This is a genomic window from Tardiphaga sp. 215_C5_N2_1, assembly GCF_052076055.1.
GTDB classification, from domain to species: Bacteria; Pseudomonadota; Alphaproteobacteria; order Rhizobiales; family Xanthobacteraceae; genus Tardiphaga; species Tardiphaga robiniae.
Map to the genome: position 1 here is coordinate 5,001,243 of NZ_CP197240.1, position 21,587 is coordinate 5,022,829.

Here is a 21,587-nt window from a genome sequence, read left to right on the forward strand (position 1 = left end):
AGGCCATGACGCTGTTTTGCAGAACCATCAGCCGTTTGCGGGCACCTTTATTTCTCGCGAGAGGTCAATCATGACGCATAACCTGCTCGTGTTTCCGGATGACACCGCGCAGTGCATCATTGATCCGATCAGGGCTGCAAAGCGCAGCCTGAATATCCGGATGTTCCTGTTCACCGATCCGACGCTGCTGCATGAGGTGATCGCGGCGAAGCGGCGCGGCGTGAAAGTGCGCGTCATGCTCAATCCGGCCCGGCGCAACGGCGAGAGCGAGAATAACGAAACCGCCGCGGCACTGGCTGCTGCCGGGGTCGAGGTCCGTGACAGCAATCCGGCCTTCGCGCTGACCCATCAGAAATCGATGGTGATCGATCATGAGTGGGGCTTCGTCGAGTCGCTGAACTGGGAGACCCGCGATCTCACCGAGACGCGCGACTACGCGGTGACCACGACCAAGAAGCTTGAAATTTCCGAGATGGTGGATTGCTTCGAGGCCGACTGGGCGAAGCAGGATTTCGTACCGAACCCGGACTCGCAACTGATCTGGTGCCCGAACAATGGCCGCGAGCGGATCGGCGCTTTTATCGATTCCGCGCGGGACACGCTCTGGATCCAGAACGAGCGTTATCAGGACACGGACATCATCGAGCGGCTGGTTCGCGCAGTGTTGCGCGGCGTTCAGGTCCACATCATGGCGCGGCAGCCGCACAAGCTGAAGAAGAACAAGCTGATCGAGGGGATCGGCGGCTTGCGCATCATGCATGACGTCGGCGCCAAGGTGCACCGGCTCAATGACATGAAGCTGCACGGCAAGATGCTGTTGGCCGACGAGGAACGCGCTATCGTCGGTTCGATCAATCTCACGCCGGGCAGTTTTGACGATCGCCGCGAACTGGCCATTGAGACCGATGCGCACCATGTTGTGAAGCGTCTCGTCGAGACCTCGCATCACGACTGGAAACATTCGCGCAAGCTCGACCTCTCAGACGAGGCGGTTCAGGCGGATCTGGAAAAACACGGCATCCGGCAGTAGCGCGTTGTCGCTCAGCGCCGATCCGGCCGCGGCGATTGCCGGGCTCGGGGCTGCACAGGTTTCCTTTCCGCGCGGCGAGCATATTCCGTGGCTAGGTTCAGCAGTCGTTCGCGAACCACGGGGTCGTCAATCTCCCGCGCCAGCTTTTCGCAGCGCTCGGCCTGCTCTCTGAAATATGCGGCTTCGCTAGGCAACTTTGTCGTTTTCCATGGGCAGTGCGGGGCGCAGGAACATCGCCGAGAGCTGATCCTTGATTTCCAGGACACGCGGCGATGTCATACCCGGGCGAATGCAGAGCAGCGCTTTGATGGTCGGAAGCTCCGGTAAGTAATAGTCCCTGGCCCAGACCAGTCCTGGCGGAATGATCCGGCTGGGAACAGCCGTCAGTCCGATGCCGGCTTCGACGGCGGCTTTCTTCGCGCTGTAGTCCTGACTGCTGAAGGCAATCCGATAGGAAAGGCCATGCCGCGTGAGCGTATGAATCATCCAGTCGTCATTGGTCCAGGTGACGATTGGGATCGGTGCGCCGGGGCTGAGCACGAATGATTTCGAGCGAACCCATGCCAGCCGATCCTCGGATTCATCGACAATGAGCGGAGCCAGATCGGGACTGATTTCTCCCCGCTGGAAAAAACACCCGACGTCGACATGGCCGTCGATCAACGCTGTCGCAATCTCGGTGGACATTCCGGCATGGATATGGATGTCATTGAGGTTGCTCAGGCTTTGCTCGGCGACGAAGCGCTGCGCGAGGACAACGCTCAGGCCCAAACGAAGCCGGTCGACATGATTATCGGCTCCGCCGAGCGCAAGCACCTGATCGTTGGCCTCGATGATCTTGCGCGCCTGCGCAAGCACCAGCTTGCCGAGATCGGTCGGACAACTTCCGTTTGGCGTCTTGCTGAACAGCGAACCGCCAACAAGTTGTTCGAGGCGCTTGATCTGCGAACTCACCGCGGGCTGACTCAACCCCAATTGCTCCGCAGCCTTGGTCAAGCTACCTGTTTCTGAAATGGCAACGACGGTACGAACAATTTCAATCGGAATATTGAGATGCCGCTTGTGCATTTGAATATCCAGCCTCGCAATTGCGCCATGAGTCGGACCAAGTGGTGTCGCGATTCTCTACCAATCATATAGGCGTAATCACTCTTGGTTATATATTTGATTTGGATGGCATTTCGGGAACTTATGGCGTCATCAAAATCAGTGTGTGGCGGCTATCTACCGAATTCGATGATGACTACTCGCGCCGTCGCATCGGACTCAATCGCGACAGGTGCTGATCCTTGTTCCACAAGCAGCCCATCATGCGCCGACAGGCTGTCGACGGTCGATGCCGACCGTACGGTCGCAGTGCCATGCTCAACGAACAGAAACGCTTGTGCAGAAACTATAAAATCCTGACGTTTCATGACGTTGATGCGTCTCACATGCTGTGAGACGATCCCGCGCCTGCTCATCACATTCAAATCTGTAATGGGGCCGTCGATCAGTAAGGCTGACGTTTGCTGATCGCCCGGAAAGGAATGGATCGTACTGCGATCAATGCGCACAGATGCGCTGCCGTGGACATTGAGGTCGATGCCGGCGCCATCGATGACCAGAAGTGTACGATCAATCCCGGGAAATGACGAGAACGGTCCGTCGCTCGTCACCTGCGCCATACTGACGCGCCAGTCGAAATCGTCCAGCTTTGCATTCGCCGGGAAGATCGCGATCTCCGTGGTCGATCCCAGCCCGTTCTTCCAGGGCATCACCTTGTAGTTCGCGGCGCGCAGGATCTGCATGCGCCGCACTCAGCCGTTGGCGTGCAGCGATGGCAGATTGAGGTGATGTTCCTCTGCACAGTCGATGGCTTCCTCATAGCCTGCATCGGCGTGACGCATCACGCCGGTGGCCGGATCGTTCCACAACACGCGTTCGAGGCGCTTGGCCGCTTCCGGCGTGCCGTCGGCGACGATGACCATGCCGGAATGCTGCGAGAAGCCCATGCCGACGCCGCCGCCGTGATGCAGCGACACCCATGTTGCGCCAGATGCGCAGTTGAGCAGCGCATTGAGCAGCGGCCAGTCGGAGACGGCGTCGGAGCCGTCCTTCATCGCTTCGGTCTCGCGGTTCGGGCTTGCCACTGAACCCGAGTCGAGATGATCCCTGCCGATCACGATCGGTGCCTTGAGCTCGCCCGAGGCCACCATCTCGTTGAAGGCGAGGCCGAGGCGATGGCGATCGCCGAGGCCGACCCAGCAGATCCGCGCCGGCAGGCCCTGAAACTGGATGCGCTCGCGCGCCATGTCGAGCCAGTTCACCAGCGCCTTGTTGTGTCCGAGGATCTCCTTCACCTTGGCGTCGGTCTTGTAGATGTCCTCGGGATCGCCTGAGAGAGCAGCCCAGCGGAACGGGCCGATGCCGCGGCAGAACAGCGGACGGATGTAAGCGGGGACAAAACCCGGGAAGTCGAATGCGTTATCGACGCCTTCTTCCTTGGCCATCTGGCGGATGTTGTTGCCGTAATCGACAGTCGGCACGCCCATCTTGTGGAAGTCGAGCATGGCGCGGACGTGCTCGCTCATCGATTTGCGCGAGGCCTTCTCGACGGCCTGCGGATCGCTGGCGCGCTTGGCTTCCCACTCGGACAGCGTCCAGCCTTTCGGGAGATAGCCGTTGACCGGATCATGCGCCGAGGTCTGGTCGGTGACGATGTCCGGCTTGACGCCGCGGCGGACCAGCTCGGGGAAGATGTCGGCAGCGTTGCCGAGCACGCCGACCGAGATCGGCTTCTTCTCCTTGTTGGCCTTCTCGATGATTGCCAGGGCATCGTCGAGATCCTTCGCCTGTACGTCGAGATAACGGCTCTTCAGCCGCATCTCGATGCGGCTCGGTTGACACTCCACCGCGAGGCACGACGCGCCGGCCATGGTCGCCGCCAGCGTTTGCGCGCCGCCCATGCCGCCGAGGCCGGCGGTGAGGATCCAGCGTCCAGAGAGGTCGCCGTGATAGTGCTGACGTCCGGCCTCGACGAAGGTCTCGTAGGTGCCCTGCACGATGCCCTGCGAGCCGATATAGATCCACGAGCCGGCCGTCATCTGGCCATACATCATCAGCCCCCGGCGATCGAGCTCGTTGAAGTGCTCCCAGGTGGCCCAGCGCGGCACGAGATTGGAATTGGCGATGAGCACGCGCGGCGCATCCGCATGCGTCTTGAACACGCCGACCGGCTTGCCGGATTGCACCAGCAGCGTCTCGTCGGCATTGAGCTCACGAAGTGATTTAGCGATCTGGTCGAACGCTTCCCAGTTGCGCGCGGCGCGGCCGATGCCGCCATAGACCACCAGCTCGTTCGGGTTCTCGGCCACTTCCGGATCGAGATTGTTCATCAGCATGCGCAGCGGCGCTTCGGTGAGCCAGTCCTTTGCGGAAAGCTCGGTGCCGCGCGGGCTGCGGACGATGCGGCTGTTCTTGCTGCGATCCATGATGATGTCCTTATTTGGATGTCGCGGAAGTCCGGCCGTGCCAGACGCGGGCGTGAAGCGGATTGAAGCCGACGCGGTAAACCAGCTCGGCGGGATGTTCGATGTCCCAGATAGCGAGATTGCAGGCCTTGCCTGGCTCCAGCGTGCCGACTTCGCTCAGCCTGCCGAGTGCCCGTGCGCCTTCGCGCGTCACGCCGAGCAGGCATTCGTCGACGGTCATGCGAAACAGTGTCGCGCCCATATTCATGGTCAGCAGCAGCGAGGTCAGCGGCGACGTGCCGGGATTGCTGTCGGTGGCCAGCGCCAGATGGGTGCCGTGTTTGCGGAACAGCGCGATCGGCGGCGCCTGGGTTTCGCGCAGGGTGTAGTAAGCACCCGGCAATACCACGGCCACGGTGCCGGCCTTGGTCAGCGCGATCACGCCGTCTTCATCGGTATGTTCGAGGTGATCCGCAGACAGTGCGCCGTGATCGGCTGCGAGCTTTGCACCGTGAAGGTTGGACAGCTGGTCCGCATGCAGCTTCACGGGCAGGCCGAGTTTCTTGGCGGCGTCGAACACCCGCGCCGTTTGCTCCGGCGAAAATGCGATGCCCTCGCAGAACGCGTCGACGGCGTCGGCGAGCTTTAGTTCGGCAATCGCCGGCAGCATTTTGGCGATGACCGTGTCGATATAGGCGTCATTGTCGCCATTCGCTTCCGGCGGCATCGCATGTGCGCCAAGAAACGATGTCAGGACGGAGACGTCGCGCTCGCGGCCGAGCTGCCTCGCGGCCTTGAGGCAGCGGATTTCGGTATCCTTGTCGAGGCCGTAGCCCGACTTGATCTCGATGGTCGTGACGCCTTCGGCGAGCAGATGGTCGAGCCGCTTCAATCCGCTGGCGACGAGCTGTTGTTCGCTCGCCGCGCGCGTCGCCTTCATGCTCGAGGCGATGCCGCCGCCGGCGCGCGAAATATCTTCGTAGCTGGCGCCCTCGAGCCGCATTGCGAATTCACTGGCGCGGTTGCCGCCATAGATCAGATGGGTGTGGCAATCGACCAGCCCCGGCGTGATCCAGCGCCCTTCGCAATCGATGCGGGTCTTGGCGTCGGCGCCCGCCGGCAATTCCGAAGCCGGCCCGACGAAAGCGATCCGGCCGTCCTTTGTTGCGATGCAGCCATCCTCCAAGATCCCGAGGCCGGGCTGGCCGGGCGCCATGGTGGCAAGGCGTGCATTGGTCCAGATGGTATCGAAGGTCATGACGGACTGCCGTAAATTCGGGACGTCGTATGTCTATACATAATCAGCGGCCTCGCTTATTGTCGAGCGTCTTTTGAATGCAACAGGCAATCGCTATGGGCACGCAACGTGCTGCAAAAAGGCTGTTCTTCGCGCACGCGCTGCTGCCGTCAGGCTGGGCGCGCGACGTCATTGTCGCGATTGAGAATGGCACCATCACGGCCGTTGCCGCGAATTCGAGCAGTGCTGACGCTGAAATCATCAGCGGCGTGGCGCTGCCCGGACTGCCCAATCTGCACAGCCATGCGTTCCAGCGCGGCATGGCCGGCCTCACCGAAATCCGCGGCGCGACCCAAGACAGTTTCTGGACATGGCGGCAGTTGATGTATCGCTTCATCGATACGCTGACGCCGGGCGATGTCGAGGCCATCGCGGCTTTCGCATATGCCGAGATGCTGGAAGCCGGTTTTACCTCAGTCGCGGAATTCCACTATCTGCATCACGACGAGACCGGCGCGCCTTATGCGAATCTCGCGGAGATGGGTACGCGCATCGCGGCGGCATCCAGCGAGACCGGCATCGGTCTGACGCTGCTGCCGTCCTTCTACAATTTCAGCGGCTTTGGCGGCGCGCCGTCGATCCACGGTCAGCGCCGTTTCGTCAATGATCCCGCGCGCTTTCTGGCGCTGCTGGATAAATCCCGCGCTGCCATCGCGCCTCTCGATGGCGCCGTCATCGGTATCGCGCCGCATTCATTGCGTGCGATCACGCCGGAGATGTTGAGCGAAGTTCTCAAGGCGGTGCCCGATGGTCCGATCCATATCCACGTGGCGGAACAGACGAAGGAAGTCGACGACTGTATCGCCTGGTCCGGTCAGCGTCCGGTGGCGTGGCTGCTGGATCATATGCCGGTCGACAGGCGCTGGGTGCTGATCCACGCGACCCATATGACCGATGAGGAAGTCACCGGTATCGCGAAGACAGGCGCCGTCATCGGCCTGTGTCCGCTCACCGAAGCGAGTCTCGGTGACGGCATTTTCGAAGGCCCGCGCTTCATCGATGCTGGCGGCGTCTTCGGCGTCGGCTCCGATTCTAACATCGAGATCACGGCGCCAGGCGAACTCAAGCAGCTCGAATACAGCCAGCGTCTCGCCTATCGCGTCCGCAATGCCGTGGCGCGCCATGAGGGCGAGTCCACCGGCCGTGCGCTCTATGAACATGCGCTGGTCGGCGGCACGCAGGCCTCGGGCCGCAATATCGGTGTACTTGCGGTCGGCAAGCGTGCGGACATCGTCGTGCTGGACACCGCGCATCCCGATCTCTGTGCCGTCACAGGCGACCGCTGGCTCGATGCCGCGACCTTCGTCGTCGGAAAATCGGCGATCTCCGACGTCTTCGTCGGCGGCAAGCAGGTCGTCAACGGCGGTCGCCACATCAGGCGCGCATTCATCACCGAGCGCTATCGGCGCGTCGTGCAGCGGCTGGCGACACTCTGATGGCGACAGCGCGCGTGTCAAAGTCGGCAAATGGAAAAGCGCAGGCCGCGCCGCAGGCGCTGTATCAGCGCATCCGCGCCGATCTCGAAGAGAAGATCCTGTCCGGCCGCTGGCCGCCCGGCTATCGCATTCCATTCGAGCATGAGCTGGTCGAGAGCTATAACTGTTCGCGGATGACCGTGAACAAGGTGCTGTCGGGTCTCGCAGCCGCTGGTGTCATCGAACGCAAGCGCCGCGTCGGGAGCTTCGTCGCCAAGCCGCTGGTGCAGTCCGCAGTGCTGCATATTCCGGATATCCAGGCCGAGATCGCCAAGCGCGGCGAGGCCTATGCCTATGAGTTGCTCACGCGCAAACGACGCAAGGCAACCAAGGACGATCTCGAACGTCTCGGCATCGACAAAAGCTGCGACGTGCTGGTGTTGAGCTGTCGGCACATCGCCAAGGGCAGGCCCTTCGCGCTGGAAGAGCGCCTGATCAATCTCGACGTGGTGCCGCCCGCATCTGAAATCGATTTCACGCGCGTGCCGCCCGGTACCTGGCTGCTTGGTCACGTGCCGTGGAATGAGGCTGAACACCGGATTACGGCAAGTCTCGCCGACGATGTCGCCTTGAAGGCATTGACGCTGAAGAAGCCGGCCGCCTGTCTCGTGGTCGAGCGCCGCACGTGGCGCAAGAACAAGATCATCACATCGGTGCGCGTCACCTATCCGAACGATCTGTATCAGCTCACCGCGCGCTTCACGCCGACGGGGCTGCGATCATGAGGACGATATGAATCATCTGCCGCAGGCCGTCTGCGGAAATTGACTCTGGCAATCCGCCATGTTGCCATGCAGTATCATTCTAAATCTGGCTGAGGAGAGTGCGTTATGAAGTTGATTGGAGTTTCCGTCGCCGCCATGCTCGCGGCTCTCGTTGCGACCCCGGCTGCGGCGCAGACCAAGGTCACCATCGCCATTTCCGGCTGGACGGGTTTTGCGCCGCTGACGCTGGCGAAGGAAGCCGGCATCTTCGCCAAGAACGGTCTCGACGTCACCATCAAGAAGGTGCCGCAGGCCAGCCGCCATCTCGCCATCGCATCGGGCGATGTGCAATGCGCCGCCACCACGGTCGAGACCTGGGTGGTGTGGAATGCCAACGGCGTCGCCACCACGCAGCTGTTCCAGCTCGATAAGTCCTATGGCGCTGACGGCATGGCCGTGCGCGCCGGCACCGCATCGATCAAGGACCTGAAGGGCAAGACCGTCGCCGCATCGGCCCCGGGCACTGCGCCCTATTTCACGCTCGCCTGGTTCCTGAAGAAGAACGGCCTCAGCGTGAAGGATGTCTCCGTCGTCAACATGGAGCCGGGTCCGGCAGCACAGGCCTTCATCGCCGGCCAGAACGATGCGGCCATGACCTATGAGCCATATCTCTCTGCCGTGCGCGAGAAGCCGGAAGCCGGCAAGATCATCGCCACCACGCTCGACTATCCGATGATCATGGACACCTTCGGCTGCACGCCGAAATTCATCGCCGATAACGAAGGTGCCGTGAAGGCGCTGGCCAAGAGCTATTTCGAGGCCGTTGCGATGATCAAGGCCGACCAGGCCAAGTCCTATGAGATCATGGGCGCCGACGTGAAGCAGACCGGCGAGAAGTTCGGCGCCTCCGCGCAGTATCTGCGCTGGCAGGATCAGGAGGCGAACAAGAAGTTCTTCGCCGGCGAGCACCAGGCGTTTTCGAAGGAAGCTGCCGAGCTGCTGCTCGAGATCGGCGTGATCAAGGAAATCCCGGATCTGACGAAGCTCGCCGATCCGCGCTTCATTCAGTAAATACACACGCCGTCGCTTCCGTCATTGCGAGGAGCGAAGCGACGCGGCAATCCAGCTCTTACTTAAGGAAGACTGGATTGCTTCGTCGCAAGAGCTCCTCGCAATGACGATCATGAGCATCGAATACGCAGCATGAAACCACTCGCCCCCATCTCATCCACCGCGCGCGTGGTGCTCGGCATATCGTTCTTCGTGCTGTTCGTTGCCGCGTGGTCCTATGCGACCTTTGGCGGCTTCGTCTCCAAGACCTTCCTCGCCAATCCGTGGACCATGCTGCAGGACGGCTGGTTTCTGCTGGTGAAGCAGGGCTTCCTGCATGATATCGGCATGACCATCTGGCGCGTGCTCGGCGGCTTCGTGCTGGCCGCATTGTTCGCGGTGCCGATCGGCATCCTGATGGGCGCCTACAAGCCGATCGAAGCCTTTCTCGAACCCTTCGTCTCCTTCGCGCGCTATCTGCCAGCCTCGGCCTTCATTCCGCTGCTGATCCTGTGGGCCGGCATCGGCGAATTGCAGAAGCTCCTGGTGATTTTCATCGGCTCGGTGTTCCAGCTCATCCTGATGGTCGCTGTCAGTGTCGGCAGCGTGCGCCGGGATCTGGTCGAGGCATCGCTGACGCTTGGCGCGCGCGACGCCGGTGTGCTCAAGCGCGTTCTCATCCCGTCCGCGGCGCCGGAGATCGCGGAAATTCTCCGTCTCGTGCTCGGCTGGGCCTGGACCTATGTCATCGTCGCCGAACTGATCGGCTCGTCCTCGGGCATCGGCCACATGATCATCGACAGCCAAGCGCTGCTGGCCACCGGCCAGATCATCTTCGGCATCATCGTCATCGGCATCATCGGTTTGATTTCGGACTACGCGTTCAAGGCTGCGAACCGGCGCTTGTTTCCGTGGAGCATCATTTGAGCAAGCTCGTCATCGACAACGTCTCGCGGATTTTCCCCGCCGTGCGCGGCGGCACGCCGACGCGTGCGCTGGAGCCGACCAATCTGTCGGTTGCGGACAACGACTTCGTCACGATCCTTGGCCCGTCAGGCTGCGGCAAGTCCACGCTGCTGCGCATGGTCGCCGGTCTGGACACGCCCACCACCGGCCGCATCCTGCTCGACGGCAAGGCCATCACCGGTCCTGGCGCCGATCGCGGCATGGTGTTCCAGTCCTACACGCTGTTTCCCTGGCTCACGGTGTCGGAGAATATTTCCTTCGGCCTGCGCGAGCGCGGCGTCTCGACCCGCGAGCGCAACGACATCGCCAAACAGTGGCTGGAGAAGGTGGGCCTCACCAGCTTCGCCAATCATTTTCCGAAGCAGCTTTCGGGCGGTATGCAGCAACGCACGGCCATCGCCCGGGCCCTCGCCAACGATCCGAAGATCCTGCTGCTCGACGAGCCGTTTGGCGCGCTCGACAACCAGACCCGCGCCTTGATGCAGGAATTGCTGCTCGGCATCTGGGAGCGCGAGCGCAAGACGGTGATCTTCGTCACCCACGATATCGAGGAAGCGGTGTTCCTCGCGTCGCGCACCGTGGTGATGTCGGCGCGTCCCGGGCGCATCAAGGCCGATATCCCGGTCGATCTGCCGCATCCGCGGCACTACACCATCAAGACCAGCCCGGCTTTTTCCGACCTCAAGGCACGGCTCACGGAAGAAATCCGTGTCGAGGCCGTGCTCGCGGCTGAAGCCCACTAGGATTCTCGCGTCGCATCAGCGGCGTCAGGATACCGCTTGAGCGACGCGCCAACTATCGAAGGTTGCGTCGTTGCTTGCGTGTCCTGCTCTGGCTGCGTGGTTTTATCCGGACCTTAAGTACGTTCGCGGCCGCCGGGAACTCGGGCGCCGCGCAAAACAATTTGGCGACGTCTCGCACATACGATTGCACCACCTCGGCTGAAAGCCGGTGATCGGGTCATTTCAAAGACGGTCCGATGGTTTGAGCAAAGTAATTGCGAGTTGCGTTTATGACGTTGGTGCATGTCGAGAAGAGTGATGCTGCCAGGACGCTCCTCGCCGGGCTGGAGCAGGCCATCGATGCTGTCGTGATGATCGACAGCAAGAATAGCGTGACCCATTTCAACGCCGCCGCCGAACGGTTGTGGGGCTATGAGCGCGATGAAGTGCTCGGGCAAAATATCGGCTTTCTGGTGCCGATGGCCATCAGGTCGCAGCATGACGGATATATCGCCGCGAACCGCGCGACCGGCGTCAATCGCATCGTCGGTCACAGCCGCGAGGTGAAAATCGAACGCAAGGACGGCAGCGAGATCTGGGGATCGTTGTCGATGTCGCGGGTCGAGGTGAATGGCGAGATCACCTATATGGGCTTCGTCCGCGATGTGACGGAGGAGGTGAAGCGCAGGGAAGAAATTATCCCGCTGGCTCTCGTGGTCGACAAGACGAAACGCGCTATCTACATCGCGGGTCGCGATGCACGGATCTGCTATGTCAACGGCGCCTTCACCGGCATGTTCGGCTACTCGCTGGATGAGGCGACGGGACTCATCCCGGAGGAATTCCTCGTCGGCGCATACACCAGCCAGGCGACGCTCGCATATCTGGACCAGCAGATCAGAACGGAAGGATCTGCTGAAGACGAAATCCTCCTGTACGACAAAGCCGGCAACGAGGTCTGGGTCTCGGTTGCCTTGAATGCGATTCATGGCGCGGATGGAAAAATCCAGCACCTCGTCGCATTGATGACCGATATCACCGAGAGCAAGCAGCTTCAGTCGTTGCAGCATCACATTCTCGAAGCGCTGGCCGATGAGCAGCCGCTGCGGGGTGTGATGGACAATCTGTGTCGGAAGGTGGAGCAGATCGCGCCCGATGTCGTCTGTTCGGTGCTACATGTCGATTCTGCGGGATTGCTGCATCCTTTGGGAGGACCAAGCCTCCCGGCAGGTTATGCGCAGGCGCTGGACGGCATTGCCATCGGACCGGATGTCGGGTCTTGCGGGACCGCGGCCTTTCGCGGCGAGCCTGTTCTGGTCACCGATATCGAAAACGATCCTCTCTGGCTGCCATACAACAGCGCGCCGCTGGCTTCCGGTCTGAAGGCCTGTTGGTCGATGCCGATCAAGACCAGGGATGGGCGCGTCATCGGCACGTTCGCATTCTATTTCAGGGAATGTCGCAGACCCAGCCGCTTGCATCACGGCATCGTCGATGCCTGTGTTCATCTCGCCGCGGTCGCCATCGAGCGGGAGGAAGCGCGCAACGAAATCTCACGGCTTGCTTATTTCGATGCACTCACCGGACTGCCGAACCGGACCCATATGCGCCAGTTGATGGAGCGTGCCGTCGCGGAATGCCCCGCAGATGCGCAGATGGCGCTGATATTTCTTGACCTGGATCACTTCAAGGACGTCAACGATACGCTGGGGCATGCTGTTGGCGATGACTTGCTGGTCGCTGTCACACAGCGGCTTCATCAGCACATCCGACCGGGCGATATCCTGAGTCGTCAGGGCGGCGATGAATTCATCATCCTGATGCCGAACTGTATCGCGGCAGATGCATCCCGCATCGCGGGCCGTCTCACCGAGGCGCTGTCGGTTCCGCTGCAGCTCGGCGGCAATCAGGTGCCGATTTCTGCCAGCGCCGGCATCAGCATGTTTCCGGACAATGCCCGCGATCTCGATAGTCTGCTGAAATATGCCGATGCGGCAATGTACAAGGCCAAGCAGGCCGGCCGCTCCACGCATCGGTTTTTCAGCAACGACATGGATCGCGTGAATGAGGAGCGCCTTCGTCTCAGCACCGCTTTGCGCCACGCGCTTGCGCAAGGCGGCCTGCGGTTGCACTACCAGCCGCAGATCCGCGCAGGCAGCGGCGATCTGTACGGTGTCGAGGCATTGGCGCGCTGGCATGATCCCGTATTGGGCGATGTGTCACCAGCGAAGTTCATTCCACTTGCGGAGGAATGCGGCCTCATCGAGCAGATCGGTGTCTGGTCGCTGCGCGAGGCGTGCAGGCAGATTGCGGCGTGGCAAAAGGCAGGGCTCGATGTGCCTTGCGTCTCCGTCAACCTGTCGCCGATCAATTTTCTGAATCCGGGATTGCCGGCATTGATCTCCGATATCATCGCGGAAAACGGGCTGGCGCCTAACAGGCTGATGCTCGAAGTCACCGAGGGCGCGGTGATGAGCGAACACACGACCGCGATCGAGATCATGATGCAGATCCGCGCGGCGGGCATCGGATTATCGATGGATGATTTCGGCACCGGTTATTCGAGCTTGAGTCGCCTGGCGCATTTGCCGGTGCGCGAGCTGAAGATCGATCGCAGCTTCATGCGCGGTATTGAGACCGAGGTCTGTGCTCTGGCGATCGCCACCGCCATCGTGTGCGTCGGACAGAGCCTCAACATGACGGTCGTGGCCGAAGGCGTCGAGACCGAAGAGCAGCGCAGGATTCTGGCCGGGCTGGGCTGTGACGTCATTCAGGGGTTCCTGTATTCGCCTGCACTGTCCGCATTCGATCTCGAAGCCTGGCTGGTGGCCCGCCATGCCGAACGCTGGGCGGCGCTGGTTGACGAGCGCCGGGCCGAAGCTGCGCAAGAGGAAATGTGGCCGGGTGCGCTCGCGGCCATGTAATCTCGAGAAATTGACAACCGTCGTTAACGCGTTGTTAACGACATCCGGTATTCCGGCCCTTCAAGATGAGATCGAACGAACTTCTTAGCTACTGGAGTTCGAATACACTCGTACCAGCGAATGACATTGCCGCTGTAACGAAGACAGTTGTCGTCGTGCTCCCGCGGCTCCTGTGATCGAAGGTCGTTTCATGTCTGCAAGTCCTGTCGGCCAGCCCAGCGAAGAGGCGAAGGCGCTGTTCTCTGCATTCGAACAGGCGGTCGATGCTGTCGTGATCACCGGGATCGACAACGAGATCAGGCATTTCAATGCTGCTGCCGAGCGGATGTGGGGATATCACCGCGACGAAGTTGTCGGCCGGCAGGTCAGCTTCCTCGTTCCCCTCGACGTGCGCGAACATCTCGATGGAGTGATTGCGGCAAAGTCTGCCATGGATCCGCAAGTAGCGGTCAAGGGCCGCCGCGAGTTCAGGATCAGCCGCAAGGACGGGAGCGAGGCCTGGGGCGCGTTCTCGATCTCACGCGTCGATTACGCCGGCAAGACGCTCTACATCAACTTCATCCGCGACGTGACGGACGATGTCCGTGACCGCGAACAAAATGCGCTGATGGCACTGGTTGCCGAAAAGACCGACCGCGTCGTGATGGTCTCCAAACGCGACATGACCATCGTCTATGTCAACGACGCTTTCACGGAGCTGTTCGGATACACGCTTGCGGAAGCGATGGGCAAACACCCGCGGGATTTGCTGACCGGAGAATATACCGACAACGAAACGCTGGAGCGGTTTCACGCGCAGATCGATGCCGAAGGACACGGGCAAGAGGATATCCTTGTCTATGACAAGGACGGTCACGAGATCTGGATCTCAAGCACGGTCAACGCAGGCCGCAACAAAGCCGGCGAGGTCGAGCATCTGGTCGCGGTGCTCGACGACATCACCGAGAGCAAGCAGATCCATTCGCTGCAGCATCATGTGCTGGAAAATCTCGCCAATGACATGCCGGTCATGGATGTGATCGGCGATCTCTGCCACCGCGTCGAAGCCATCGCGCCCGATATCGTCCCGTCGGTGCTGCATGTGGACGCGGACGGCCGGCTCCATCCACTCGGCGGCCCCAGTCTCCCGCCGGCCTTCGCGCCCATTATTGACGGTATTGCCATCGGTCCCGATGTCGGGTCCTGCGGCGCGGCAGCCTTTCTCGGCCACGCGGTGCTGGCCACCGATATCGCCACCGATCCGCGGTGGCAGCTTTATAGCAGCCTGCCGTTGGAGGCCGGCCTGCGCGCCTGCTGGTCGACGCCGATCAAGGCGCGGGACGGCCGCGTCATCGGCGCCTTTGCCTTCTATTTCCGCGAGACACGGGGCCCGACGCGCTGGCACCAGACCATCGTCGATGCCTGTGTGCATCTGTGCGCACTGGCCATTGAACGGCACGAGGCCCGCAGCGAAATCGCGCGTCTGGCCTATTTCGATGCGCTGACCGGCCTGCCGAACCGCGCGCAACTGCGCCAGATCCTGACGGGGCTGATCGACAAGAGCAAGCCGAGGGACCGCATTGCGGTGATGTTCCTCGATATCGATCACTTCAAGGACGTCAACGACACGCTCGGTCATTCCATTGGCGACGAGTTGCTGGTCAAGGTCACGCAACGACTGTGCAGGCAAATCCGGCCGGCCGATACGCTGAGCCGGCAGGGCGGCGACGAATTCGTCATTGTGCTGCCGAATTGCGATGTTGAAGGCGCCGCCTTGATCGCCAGCCGCCTGCTCGAGACACTGCTGCCGCCCATGCAGCTTGGCGCCAAGCTGGTGCCGGTATCGGCCAGCATCGGCGTCAGCATCTATCCCGACAATGCCGGCGATATCGATGGTCTGCTCAAACATGCCGATGCGGCGATGTATCAGGCCAAGCAGGCCGGCCGCTCGACCTATCGCTTCTTCAGTGCGGAGATGAACCGCGTCAGCGAGGAGCGACTCGCCTTCAGTACGGCGCTGCGCAATGCCATCGTGCAGGATGCGCTGCGGCTTCACTATCAGCCGCAGGTTCGCGCTGACGGTCGCCTTTACGGTGTCGAGGCGCTGGCTCGCTGGTCAGATCCGGTGCTCGGCGAAGTGCCGCCATCGAAATTCATTCCGCTCGCGGAAGAATACGGACTGATCGAGCTGATCGGCACATGGTCGCTGCGCGAAGCCTGCCGGCAGGTCGCGGCCTGGCGCAGAAATGGCGTCGACGTGCCCAGCGTCTCGGTCAATCTGTCTCCGATCAATTTCCAGAATGGCGATCTCGCCACGCTGGTCGGCGAAGTGATCGCCGAAAACGGTCTGTCGCCGGACATGCTGATGCTGGAGGTCACCGAAGGTGTGGTGATGAGCGAGCATTCGACCGCCGTCGAGACCATGGAGAAAATTCGCAAATCCGGCGTGCAGCTGTCGATGGATGATTTCGGTACCGGCTATTCCAGCCTCAGCCGTCTCGCGCATCTGCCGATTCGTGAATTGAAGATCGATCGCAGCTTCATGCGCGGCCTTGAAAGCGAGGCGAGCGCGCTGGCGATTACGCGGGCCATCATACGCGTTGGCCAGAGCCTCGACATGATCGTGGTCGCCGAAGGCGTCGAGACCGACGGGCAGCGCCGGATTCTCACCGAACTCGGCTGCGACGTTATCCAGGGCTTCGTCTATTCGCCTGCGCTGCCGGTGCCGGATTTCGAACTCTGGCTCGCTGGTCACGAAACGTCGCGTGCCGCCATTGCCCTGAGTGAGATGCGGCGTCAGGCGCATCCGGAGCGGACGCTGGGCGTCGTCCCGTCCGTCAGACGGATCCCGTAGTCGCTATCTCTTGTCGAGCATCTCGCGCACCTTGTTGCCGAGGGCCGCTTGTGTAATCGGCTTCTGCAGCAAGGAGACGCCGGGATCGAGCCGGCCCTGATGCACGATGGCGTTGCGCGAATAGCCGGTCATGAACAGCACTTTCAGCTTCGGCTGCCGCTTCTGCATCTCGTCGGCCAGCAGTCGCCCGTTCATGCCGGGCATCACGATATCGGTCAGCAGCAGGTCGAACGGTTCGGGATCTTCGGTGAAGTCGGCCAGCGCTGCGTCGGCATTGCCGGCTTCGCGGACCTGATAGTTGAGACCTTCCAGCGTCTCGACCAGGTAGGACCGCACATCCGGATCGTCCTCCACGATCATCACAGTCTCGTTGCCCTTGCTGCCGACGATGCGCCTCTCGATCTCGCTTGCCTGCTCCGTATGCTGCCTGCTGCGCGGCAGATAGACCTTGATGGTCGTGCCTTCGCCGACCTCGCTATAGATCTTCACATGGCCGCCGGATTGCTTGACGAAGCCGTAGACCTGGCTCAGGCCGAGGCCGGTGCCCTGTCCGGGCTCCTTGGTGGTGAAGAACGGGTCGAACGCGCGCTCCTGCACGTCCTTGGGCATGCCCGGTCCGGTGTCCGTCACCGAGATCAGAACATACTGCCCGATGACCACATCGGAATGCTGCAGGGCGTAGATCTCGTCGATGAAAGCGTTGCTGGTTTCGATCGTCAGTTTGCCGATCTTCAGATGGTCTTGGCCGGCCATGGCGTCGCGGGCATTGACCACGAGATTGAGGATGGCGGCTTCCATCTGGCTCGGATCGACCTCGACCTGCCACAGCCCGGCGCCGCCGACGATTTCGAGATCGATATTCTCGCTCAATGTGCGCTGGAAGAAGTCCGACATGCCGTGGAGCAATCCGTTGACATTGATGGTCTTCGGGTCGAGCGGCTGCTTGCGTGCGAAGGCGAGCAGGCGCTGCGTCAGCACCACGGCGCGCTGCGCGCCGCCGGCTGCGCTGGCAATGACGCGCCTGAGGCGATCACGTGACGATTCCGTCCAGGTCGAGATGCTGTGCTCGGCGATTTCGAGATTGCCGATGATGATGGTCAGCAGATTGTTGAAGTCATGGGCGACACCGCCGGTGAGGTGACCGATCGCTTCCATCTTCTGCGTATGGCGCAGCATGTCCTCGGCCTCGCGCCGGTGCCGGCCTTCCTCGATCAGCGCCAGTTCGGTTTCGCGCAATTGCGCAGGCGAGGGGATCGCCAGTAGCCTCGGTAGCAGTGGCCAGAGAATCGCTGCGGTGACAACCGAGGCGATGGCGGTGATCGCCTTGAGGATTCCTTCGGCGCCATAGGCCGGAACCCACAGCGTGTAGATCGACATCACATGGGTCAGGCCGCAGGCCATGATGAAGAGCGCGAAGGCCCAGAAGATCCAGCCGAACTCCACATCGCGGCGCTTCCAGACGAAGATTGTGAGTACGACGGGAATCGAGAAATAGGCCGCGGCGATCAGTGCATCCGAGCCGACGTGAAGCCAGATCAGGCCGGGATCCCACAGCAGACAAATGCCGTGCGGGGCAAACATGGAACTATCGAGAAAGTTCTGGAGTGATGCCCACATCGCGTGCCCCCGCCGATAGCTGGTATCTAGCAACCGAGGGTGACCGGGCGGTGTGGAGGCGTCAAGCGTGAGCGCAATTGCGAACGGGGCTTATCAGACGCCGAATGCGCTGCGAGAATTGGCGAATTCGGTGAGGGCGCCGATGATCTGGTGCTGTCGATAGGGTTTGGGAATGAAGCGACCGCCATCCGGCAGGTCGCGTTCGCCTATCCTGAAGTGGCCCGATGTTGCGATGATGCGAATGGGCGGCCAGCGATTGGCGACGGCATGGGCGAGCTTGAGCCCGTTCATCGAGCCGGGCATGTCGATATCGGTAAAGATGATGCGGATATCGTTGCGCGCTTCGAGCACGCGGATCGCAGCGTCGGCATCCGGCGCCTCGATCACCCGGAAACCGGCGTCCTCGATCATCTCGACCGCAAACATGCGCAGCAGTACATCGTCCTCGACGACCAGGACGGTGGCGGGGAGGGCGGCGTCGTTTACGGCAGCGTCTTGGGCCATGGGATTTGAACCTTGATCGCCGGTTCCATGGGCCACAGGGCCGGGATGGTTCGGGTCGAAAGCATCGGTCAGTCTAAACGTGATCAATCGAATACGAATATAGGTCGCGTAAAAACTGTTTTGGTTCGCATGTCTTTGCTAAGCGAGCTGATCGCGCTTTCGTTCCGCCGCGTGCGAAAAAAAATCCGTGAAGATGACGAAAATCCGCGGCGCCGTCAGGTTAGTCGTTCTTGCGCCCGGCATCGGTGCGGTCGCGGACCGTCTTGAACACACCATGCGCCGTGGCGACCACGTGATCGTTCACACTGACCTCGGTGCTCATGAAGATCAGGCTCTTGGTGGCACGCACGACCTTGGGCCGGGAGATCATCAGGTCGCCGATCCGCGCGGCATCGACGAAATAAGTATCCATCTGGACGGTGGCGAGCGCCTCGACCCCCGCAGCCTCGCGCGCCGCCATGCCGCAGCTCCGGTCGGCCAGCGTCATCACTGCCCCGCCCTGAACCACGCCGCGGCGGTTGCGGTGCTTGTCCTGGCCAAGAATGGCGAATTCATTGATGCCATCGACGACCCGGTGCCACATCGGGCCGACGAAATGGATGAACCCGTCATCGTCCATGATGCTCCAGCCGGCGGCTTCGAGTTCAGCATAGGCCGCGTCAGTCGCCGCATCAGTCATGGATTTTCCTTCTTGCGAGATATCGATGGGCTGGAGGGAGTGAGTGCTAGGTCATACAAAAGCGGGGGGCGGGTGGATAGGACGTCGCAGCGTTGGGGCGCGTCGCAATCTGCATGGCTCGTCGCTCGTTGTCCCGGGCGGACCGGGCCGGACTGCCGGAGTGTTCAGCTACCCCCTCGTCATTCCGGGGCGCAGAGGACCGCGAAGCGGGCCGGCGCGAACCCGGAATCCCGGAGTGTTTGGCGCTGAACAGGTCGAGATTCCGGGTTCGCGTCCGGCAAGTGCCGGCCACGCCCCGGAATGACAGTATGGGGCGATATACAGCACCCAAACATTTATTCCTACATCCCGTTGACAATATCCCAGCCAGGTTTATATTCCCCTTCGTCCTGCCCCACCGAGAGGGGCGATCGCGATCGTCACGTTCGCGGGGTGGGATGCGGTGGACGCCGGAGATGCGGCGTCACGCGGTTCATGGGGGACGTCTGTCTTCGGGCAGGACGGATCTGCGCCAGCACTGCCACTGGCAAGGAGACGGCCGGCCCTGGATGGAAAGACGCTCTGGACAGTGTGACGGACGACCAAGTTAAAACGCGTTCGGCCTACTCGCTTGAGGCTCCCTTCCCATCGCCTTGGGACTTTAATTCGCGATCGGAGCGTTCGTCGAGGCAAAGTGCAAGCAACCGAAAAAACACCGCAGGCGGAACGTCGGGCACTTGCTCGGCGCCTCCGAAAGTCCTGATGCACTCACAATTGCGGAAGACCGCATCGCATCAGGCCCAAGGGTGCATCGGGCACCCGGCGTTCCGCACGCCCTCTCACAGGGGCAGGGAATGCAAGACACGACGGCGCCCCCGCGCCGCAAATAATGGGGGTGATAACGCATGTCTGAAGAACAGTGGCTGTTTGACATTCACATCAGCAACGACGCACAGGCGCCAGAGGAATCCCTCCCCCTTGCGGGGAGGGTCGGCCGAACGAGGCGATGCGGAGCATCGACGAATTGGAGGCCGGGGTGGGGGTGCCCCACGGGAGAGCGTCGCTCGTGGCACCCCCACCCGACCGGCCAAGCGGCCGGCCACCCTCCCCGCAAGGGGGAGGGATAAGAGAGAAGCCCCGCTACACGATCTCCCTACACCTTCACCATCCGCTTGCCCCGGTTCTCACCGGCCAGCAGACCGATCAGGGCCTGCGGCGTGTTTTCCAGCCCGTCGATGACGTCTTCCTGCACCTTGAGCTTGCCCGCGGCGACCCAGGACTGCAGATCGGTCAAAGCTTTTTCGCGCTGGTTCATATAGTCCATCACGATGAAGCCCTGCATGATCAGGCGTTTCACCACGATCAGACCGGGCACGCCGCGCGGGCCGGTCGCCGAGGGCGCGCCGTCATATTGCGAGATGGCGCCGCAGCAGGCGATGCGGCCGTTGAGATTCATTTGTGCCAGACAAGCCTCGAGAATGTCGCCGCCGACATTGTCGAAATAGACGTCGATGCCACCCGGCGCTGCCGCCTTCAGCGCCTTGAACACCGCGCCGTCCTTGTAGTCCACCGCGGCATCGAAGCCGAGTTCTTTGGTCAGCCAGTCGCATTTGTCCTTGCCGCCCGCGATGCCGACCACACGGCAGCCCTTGATCTTGGCGATCTGGCCGACGATGGAGCCGACCGAACCGGCCGCCGCCGAGACGACGACGGTCTCGCCAGCCTTGGGCTTGCCGACGTCCAGCAGGCCGAAATAGGCTGTCAGTCCGGCGATGCCATAGACGCTGAGCAGATGCGTCATCGGCTCCATTGATGGCATCTTGTTGAGATGCTTGGCCGGCACCGCCGCGTAATTCTGCCAGCCGGTGTCGCCGAACACGATATCGCCCGGCTTCAGTGCGGGCGACTTCGACGACACGACTTCGGCAATGCCGCCGCCCGCCATCACCGTGTTGGCCTCGACCGCCGCCCGATAGGTCGCGCCATGCATCCATGCACGATTGGCGGCGTCGAGTGAGATGTAACGCACGCGCAGCAGCGCCTCGCCATCCTTCGGCTCGGGAATCGGACCCTTTGATAGTTTGAAATGCTCGGGCCCCAATTTTCCTGTGGGCTTTTCGACGAGCAGCACCTGATGATTGACGGTGTCGGTCATGGCCGTTGTCTCCCTGTTTCTTCCTTTGTCGAAACTTGTTGCAGTCGCCGCGTACAAAACAATCAGGCTGCACAGTTTTTGTAGTTGGCGATGACGCTATGCGGCAGCGCGGCATTCCACAACGGCTATTTGCCGCCTGATGATACCGAAACGGTACGCGGCTGACGAAGCTTGTTGCGCGCTCTGATCAATATGACAGA

General features: G+C 61.5%; 16 protein-coding genes. 8 read left to right on the top strand and 8 right to left on the bottom strand.

Translation table 11 applies throughout. The features are described from left to right. Window positions 1-70 precede the first annotated feature (70 nt). Entirely contained in the window at window positions 71-1,030 is a 960-nt protein-coding gene (locus AB7828_RS23760) for a phospholipase D-like domain-containing protein (protein ID WP_093761610.1), read from the top strand. Window positions 1,031-1,216: 186 nt separating this feature from the next. On the opposite strand, the gene AB7828_RS23765 is transcribed toward AB7828_RS23760, so the two are convergent. The 4 genes from AB7828_RS23765 to hutI form a co-directional block, all read right to left on the bottom strand. After that, entirely contained in the window at window positions 1,217-2,098 is an 882-nt protein-coding gene (locus AB7828_RS23765; protein WP_441231318.1) for a LysR family transcriptional regulator, read from the bottom strand. A 152-nt stretch (window positions 2,099-2,250) separates the two neighbouring features. Beyond that, entirely contained in the window at window positions 2,251-2,820 is a 570-nt protein-coding gene (locus AB7828_RS23770) for a HutD/Ves family protein (protein ID WP_441231319.1), read from the bottom strand. Window positions 2,821-2,829: 9 nt separating this feature from the next. Next, a complete protein-coding gene (gene hutU / locus AB7828_RS23775; RefSeq protein ID WP_441231320.1) occupies window positions 2,830-4,503 on the bottom strand; it encodes a urocanate hydratase in 1,674 nt (557 codons plus the stop codon). 10 nt (window positions 4,504-4,513) lie between these two features. Further along, window positions 4,514-5,740 carry an imidazolonepropionase gene (hutI, locus tag AB7828_RS23780; RefSeq protein ID WP_441231321.1) on the bottom strand — a complete coding sequence of 409 codons (1,227 nt, stop codon included), beginning with the start codon at window positions 5,738-5,740 and terminating at the stop codon, window positions 4,514-4,516. A gap of 95 nt (window positions 5,741-5,835) precedes the next feature. On the opposite strand from hutI, the gene AB7828_RS23785 reads away from it, so the two are divergent. The 7 genes from AB7828_RS23785 (at window position 5,836) to AB7828_RS23815 (ending at window position 16,453) form a co-directional block, all read left to right on the top strand. Further along, complete coding sequence (locus tag AB7828_RS23785) at window positions 5,836-7,215, top strand: formimidoylglutamate deiminase (RefSeq protein ID WP_441231322.1); 1,380 nt, start codon at window positions 5,836-5,838, stop codon at window positions 7,213-7,215. Then, entirely contained in the window at window positions 7,215-7,979 is a 765-nt protein-coding gene (gene hutC, locus AB7828_RS23790; RefSeq protein WP_439073405.1) for a histidine utilization repressor, read from the top strand. Before AB7828_RS23785 ends, hutC begins: the two co-directional genes overlap by 1 nt. A 105-nt stretch (window positions 7,980-8,084) precedes the next feature. Next, window positions 8,085-9,029, top strand: a complete 945-nt coding sequence (locus AB7828_RS23795) for an ABC transporter substrate-binding protein (protein WP_120288197.1) — start codon at window positions 8,085-8,087, stop codon at window positions 9,027-9,029. 132 nt (window positions 9,030-9,161) lie between these two features. Further along, the gene (locus AB7828_RS23800) at window positions 9,162-9,935 is read left to right on the top strand and encodes an ABC transporter permease (protein ID WP_441231323.1); all 774 of its coding nucleotides are present in this window, start codon (window positions 9,162-9,164) and stop codon (window positions 9,933-9,935) included. After that, window positions 9,932-10,717, top strand: a complete 786-nt coding sequence (locus AB7828_RS23805) for an ABC transporter ATP-binding protein (protein ID WP_441231324.1) — start codon at window positions 9,932-9,934, stop codon at window positions 10,715-10,717. Before AB7828_RS23800 ends, AB7828_RS23805 begins: the two co-directional genes overlap by 4 nt. A 269-nt stretch (window positions 10,718-10,986) precedes the next feature. Continuing rightward, window positions 10,987-13,620: an EAL domain-containing protein gene (locus AB7828_RS23810; protein WP_441231325.1), complete on the top strand. Its 2,634-nt coding sequence runs from the start codon at window positions 10,987-10,989 to the stop codon at window positions 13,618-13,620. A 190-nt stretch (window positions 13,621-13,810) separates the two neighbouring features. Beyond that, on the top strand, window positions 13,811-16,453 hold the full coding sequence (locus AB7828_RS23815; RefSeq protein WP_441228466.1) for an EAL domain-containing protein: 2,643 nt from the start codon (window positions 13,811-13,813) through the stop codon (window positions 16,451-16,453). A 3-nt stretch (window positions 16,454-16,456) separates the two neighbouring features. On the opposite strand, the gene AB7828_RS23820 is transcribed toward AB7828_RS23815, so the two are convergent. The 4 genes from AB7828_RS23820 to AB7828_RS23835 form a co-directional block, all read right to left on the bottom strand. Then, complete coding sequence (locus AB7828_RS23820) at window positions 16,457-18,034, bottom strand: ATP-binding protein (protein WP_441231326.1); 1,578 nt, start codon at window positions 18,032-18,034, stop codon at window positions 16,457-16,459. Window positions 18,035-18,163: 129 nt separating this feature from the next. Next, window positions 18,164-18,574 carry a response regulator gene (locus AB7828_RS23825; protein ID WP_441231327.1) on the bottom strand — a complete coding sequence of 137 codons (411 nt, stop codon included), beginning with the start codon at window positions 18,572-18,574 and terminating at the stop codon, window positions 18,164-18,166. Between the two features lie 220 nt (window positions 18,575-18,794). After that, window positions 18,795-19,253 carry a PaaI family thioesterase gene (locus tag AB7828_RS23830; protein WP_089266877.1) on the bottom strand — a complete coding sequence of 153 codons (459 nt, stop codon included), beginning with the start codon at window positions 19,251-19,253 and terminating at the stop codon, window positions 18,795-18,797. 1,132 nt (window positions 19,254-20,385) lie between these two features. Next, the gene (locus tag AB7828_RS23835; protein ID WP_441231328.1) at window positions 20,386-21,387 is read right to left on the bottom strand and encodes an NADP-dependent oxidoreductase; all 1,002 of its coding nucleotides are present in this window, start codon (window positions 21,385-21,387) and stop codon (window positions 20,386-20,388) included. Window positions 21,388-21,587 lie beyond the last annotated feature (200 nt).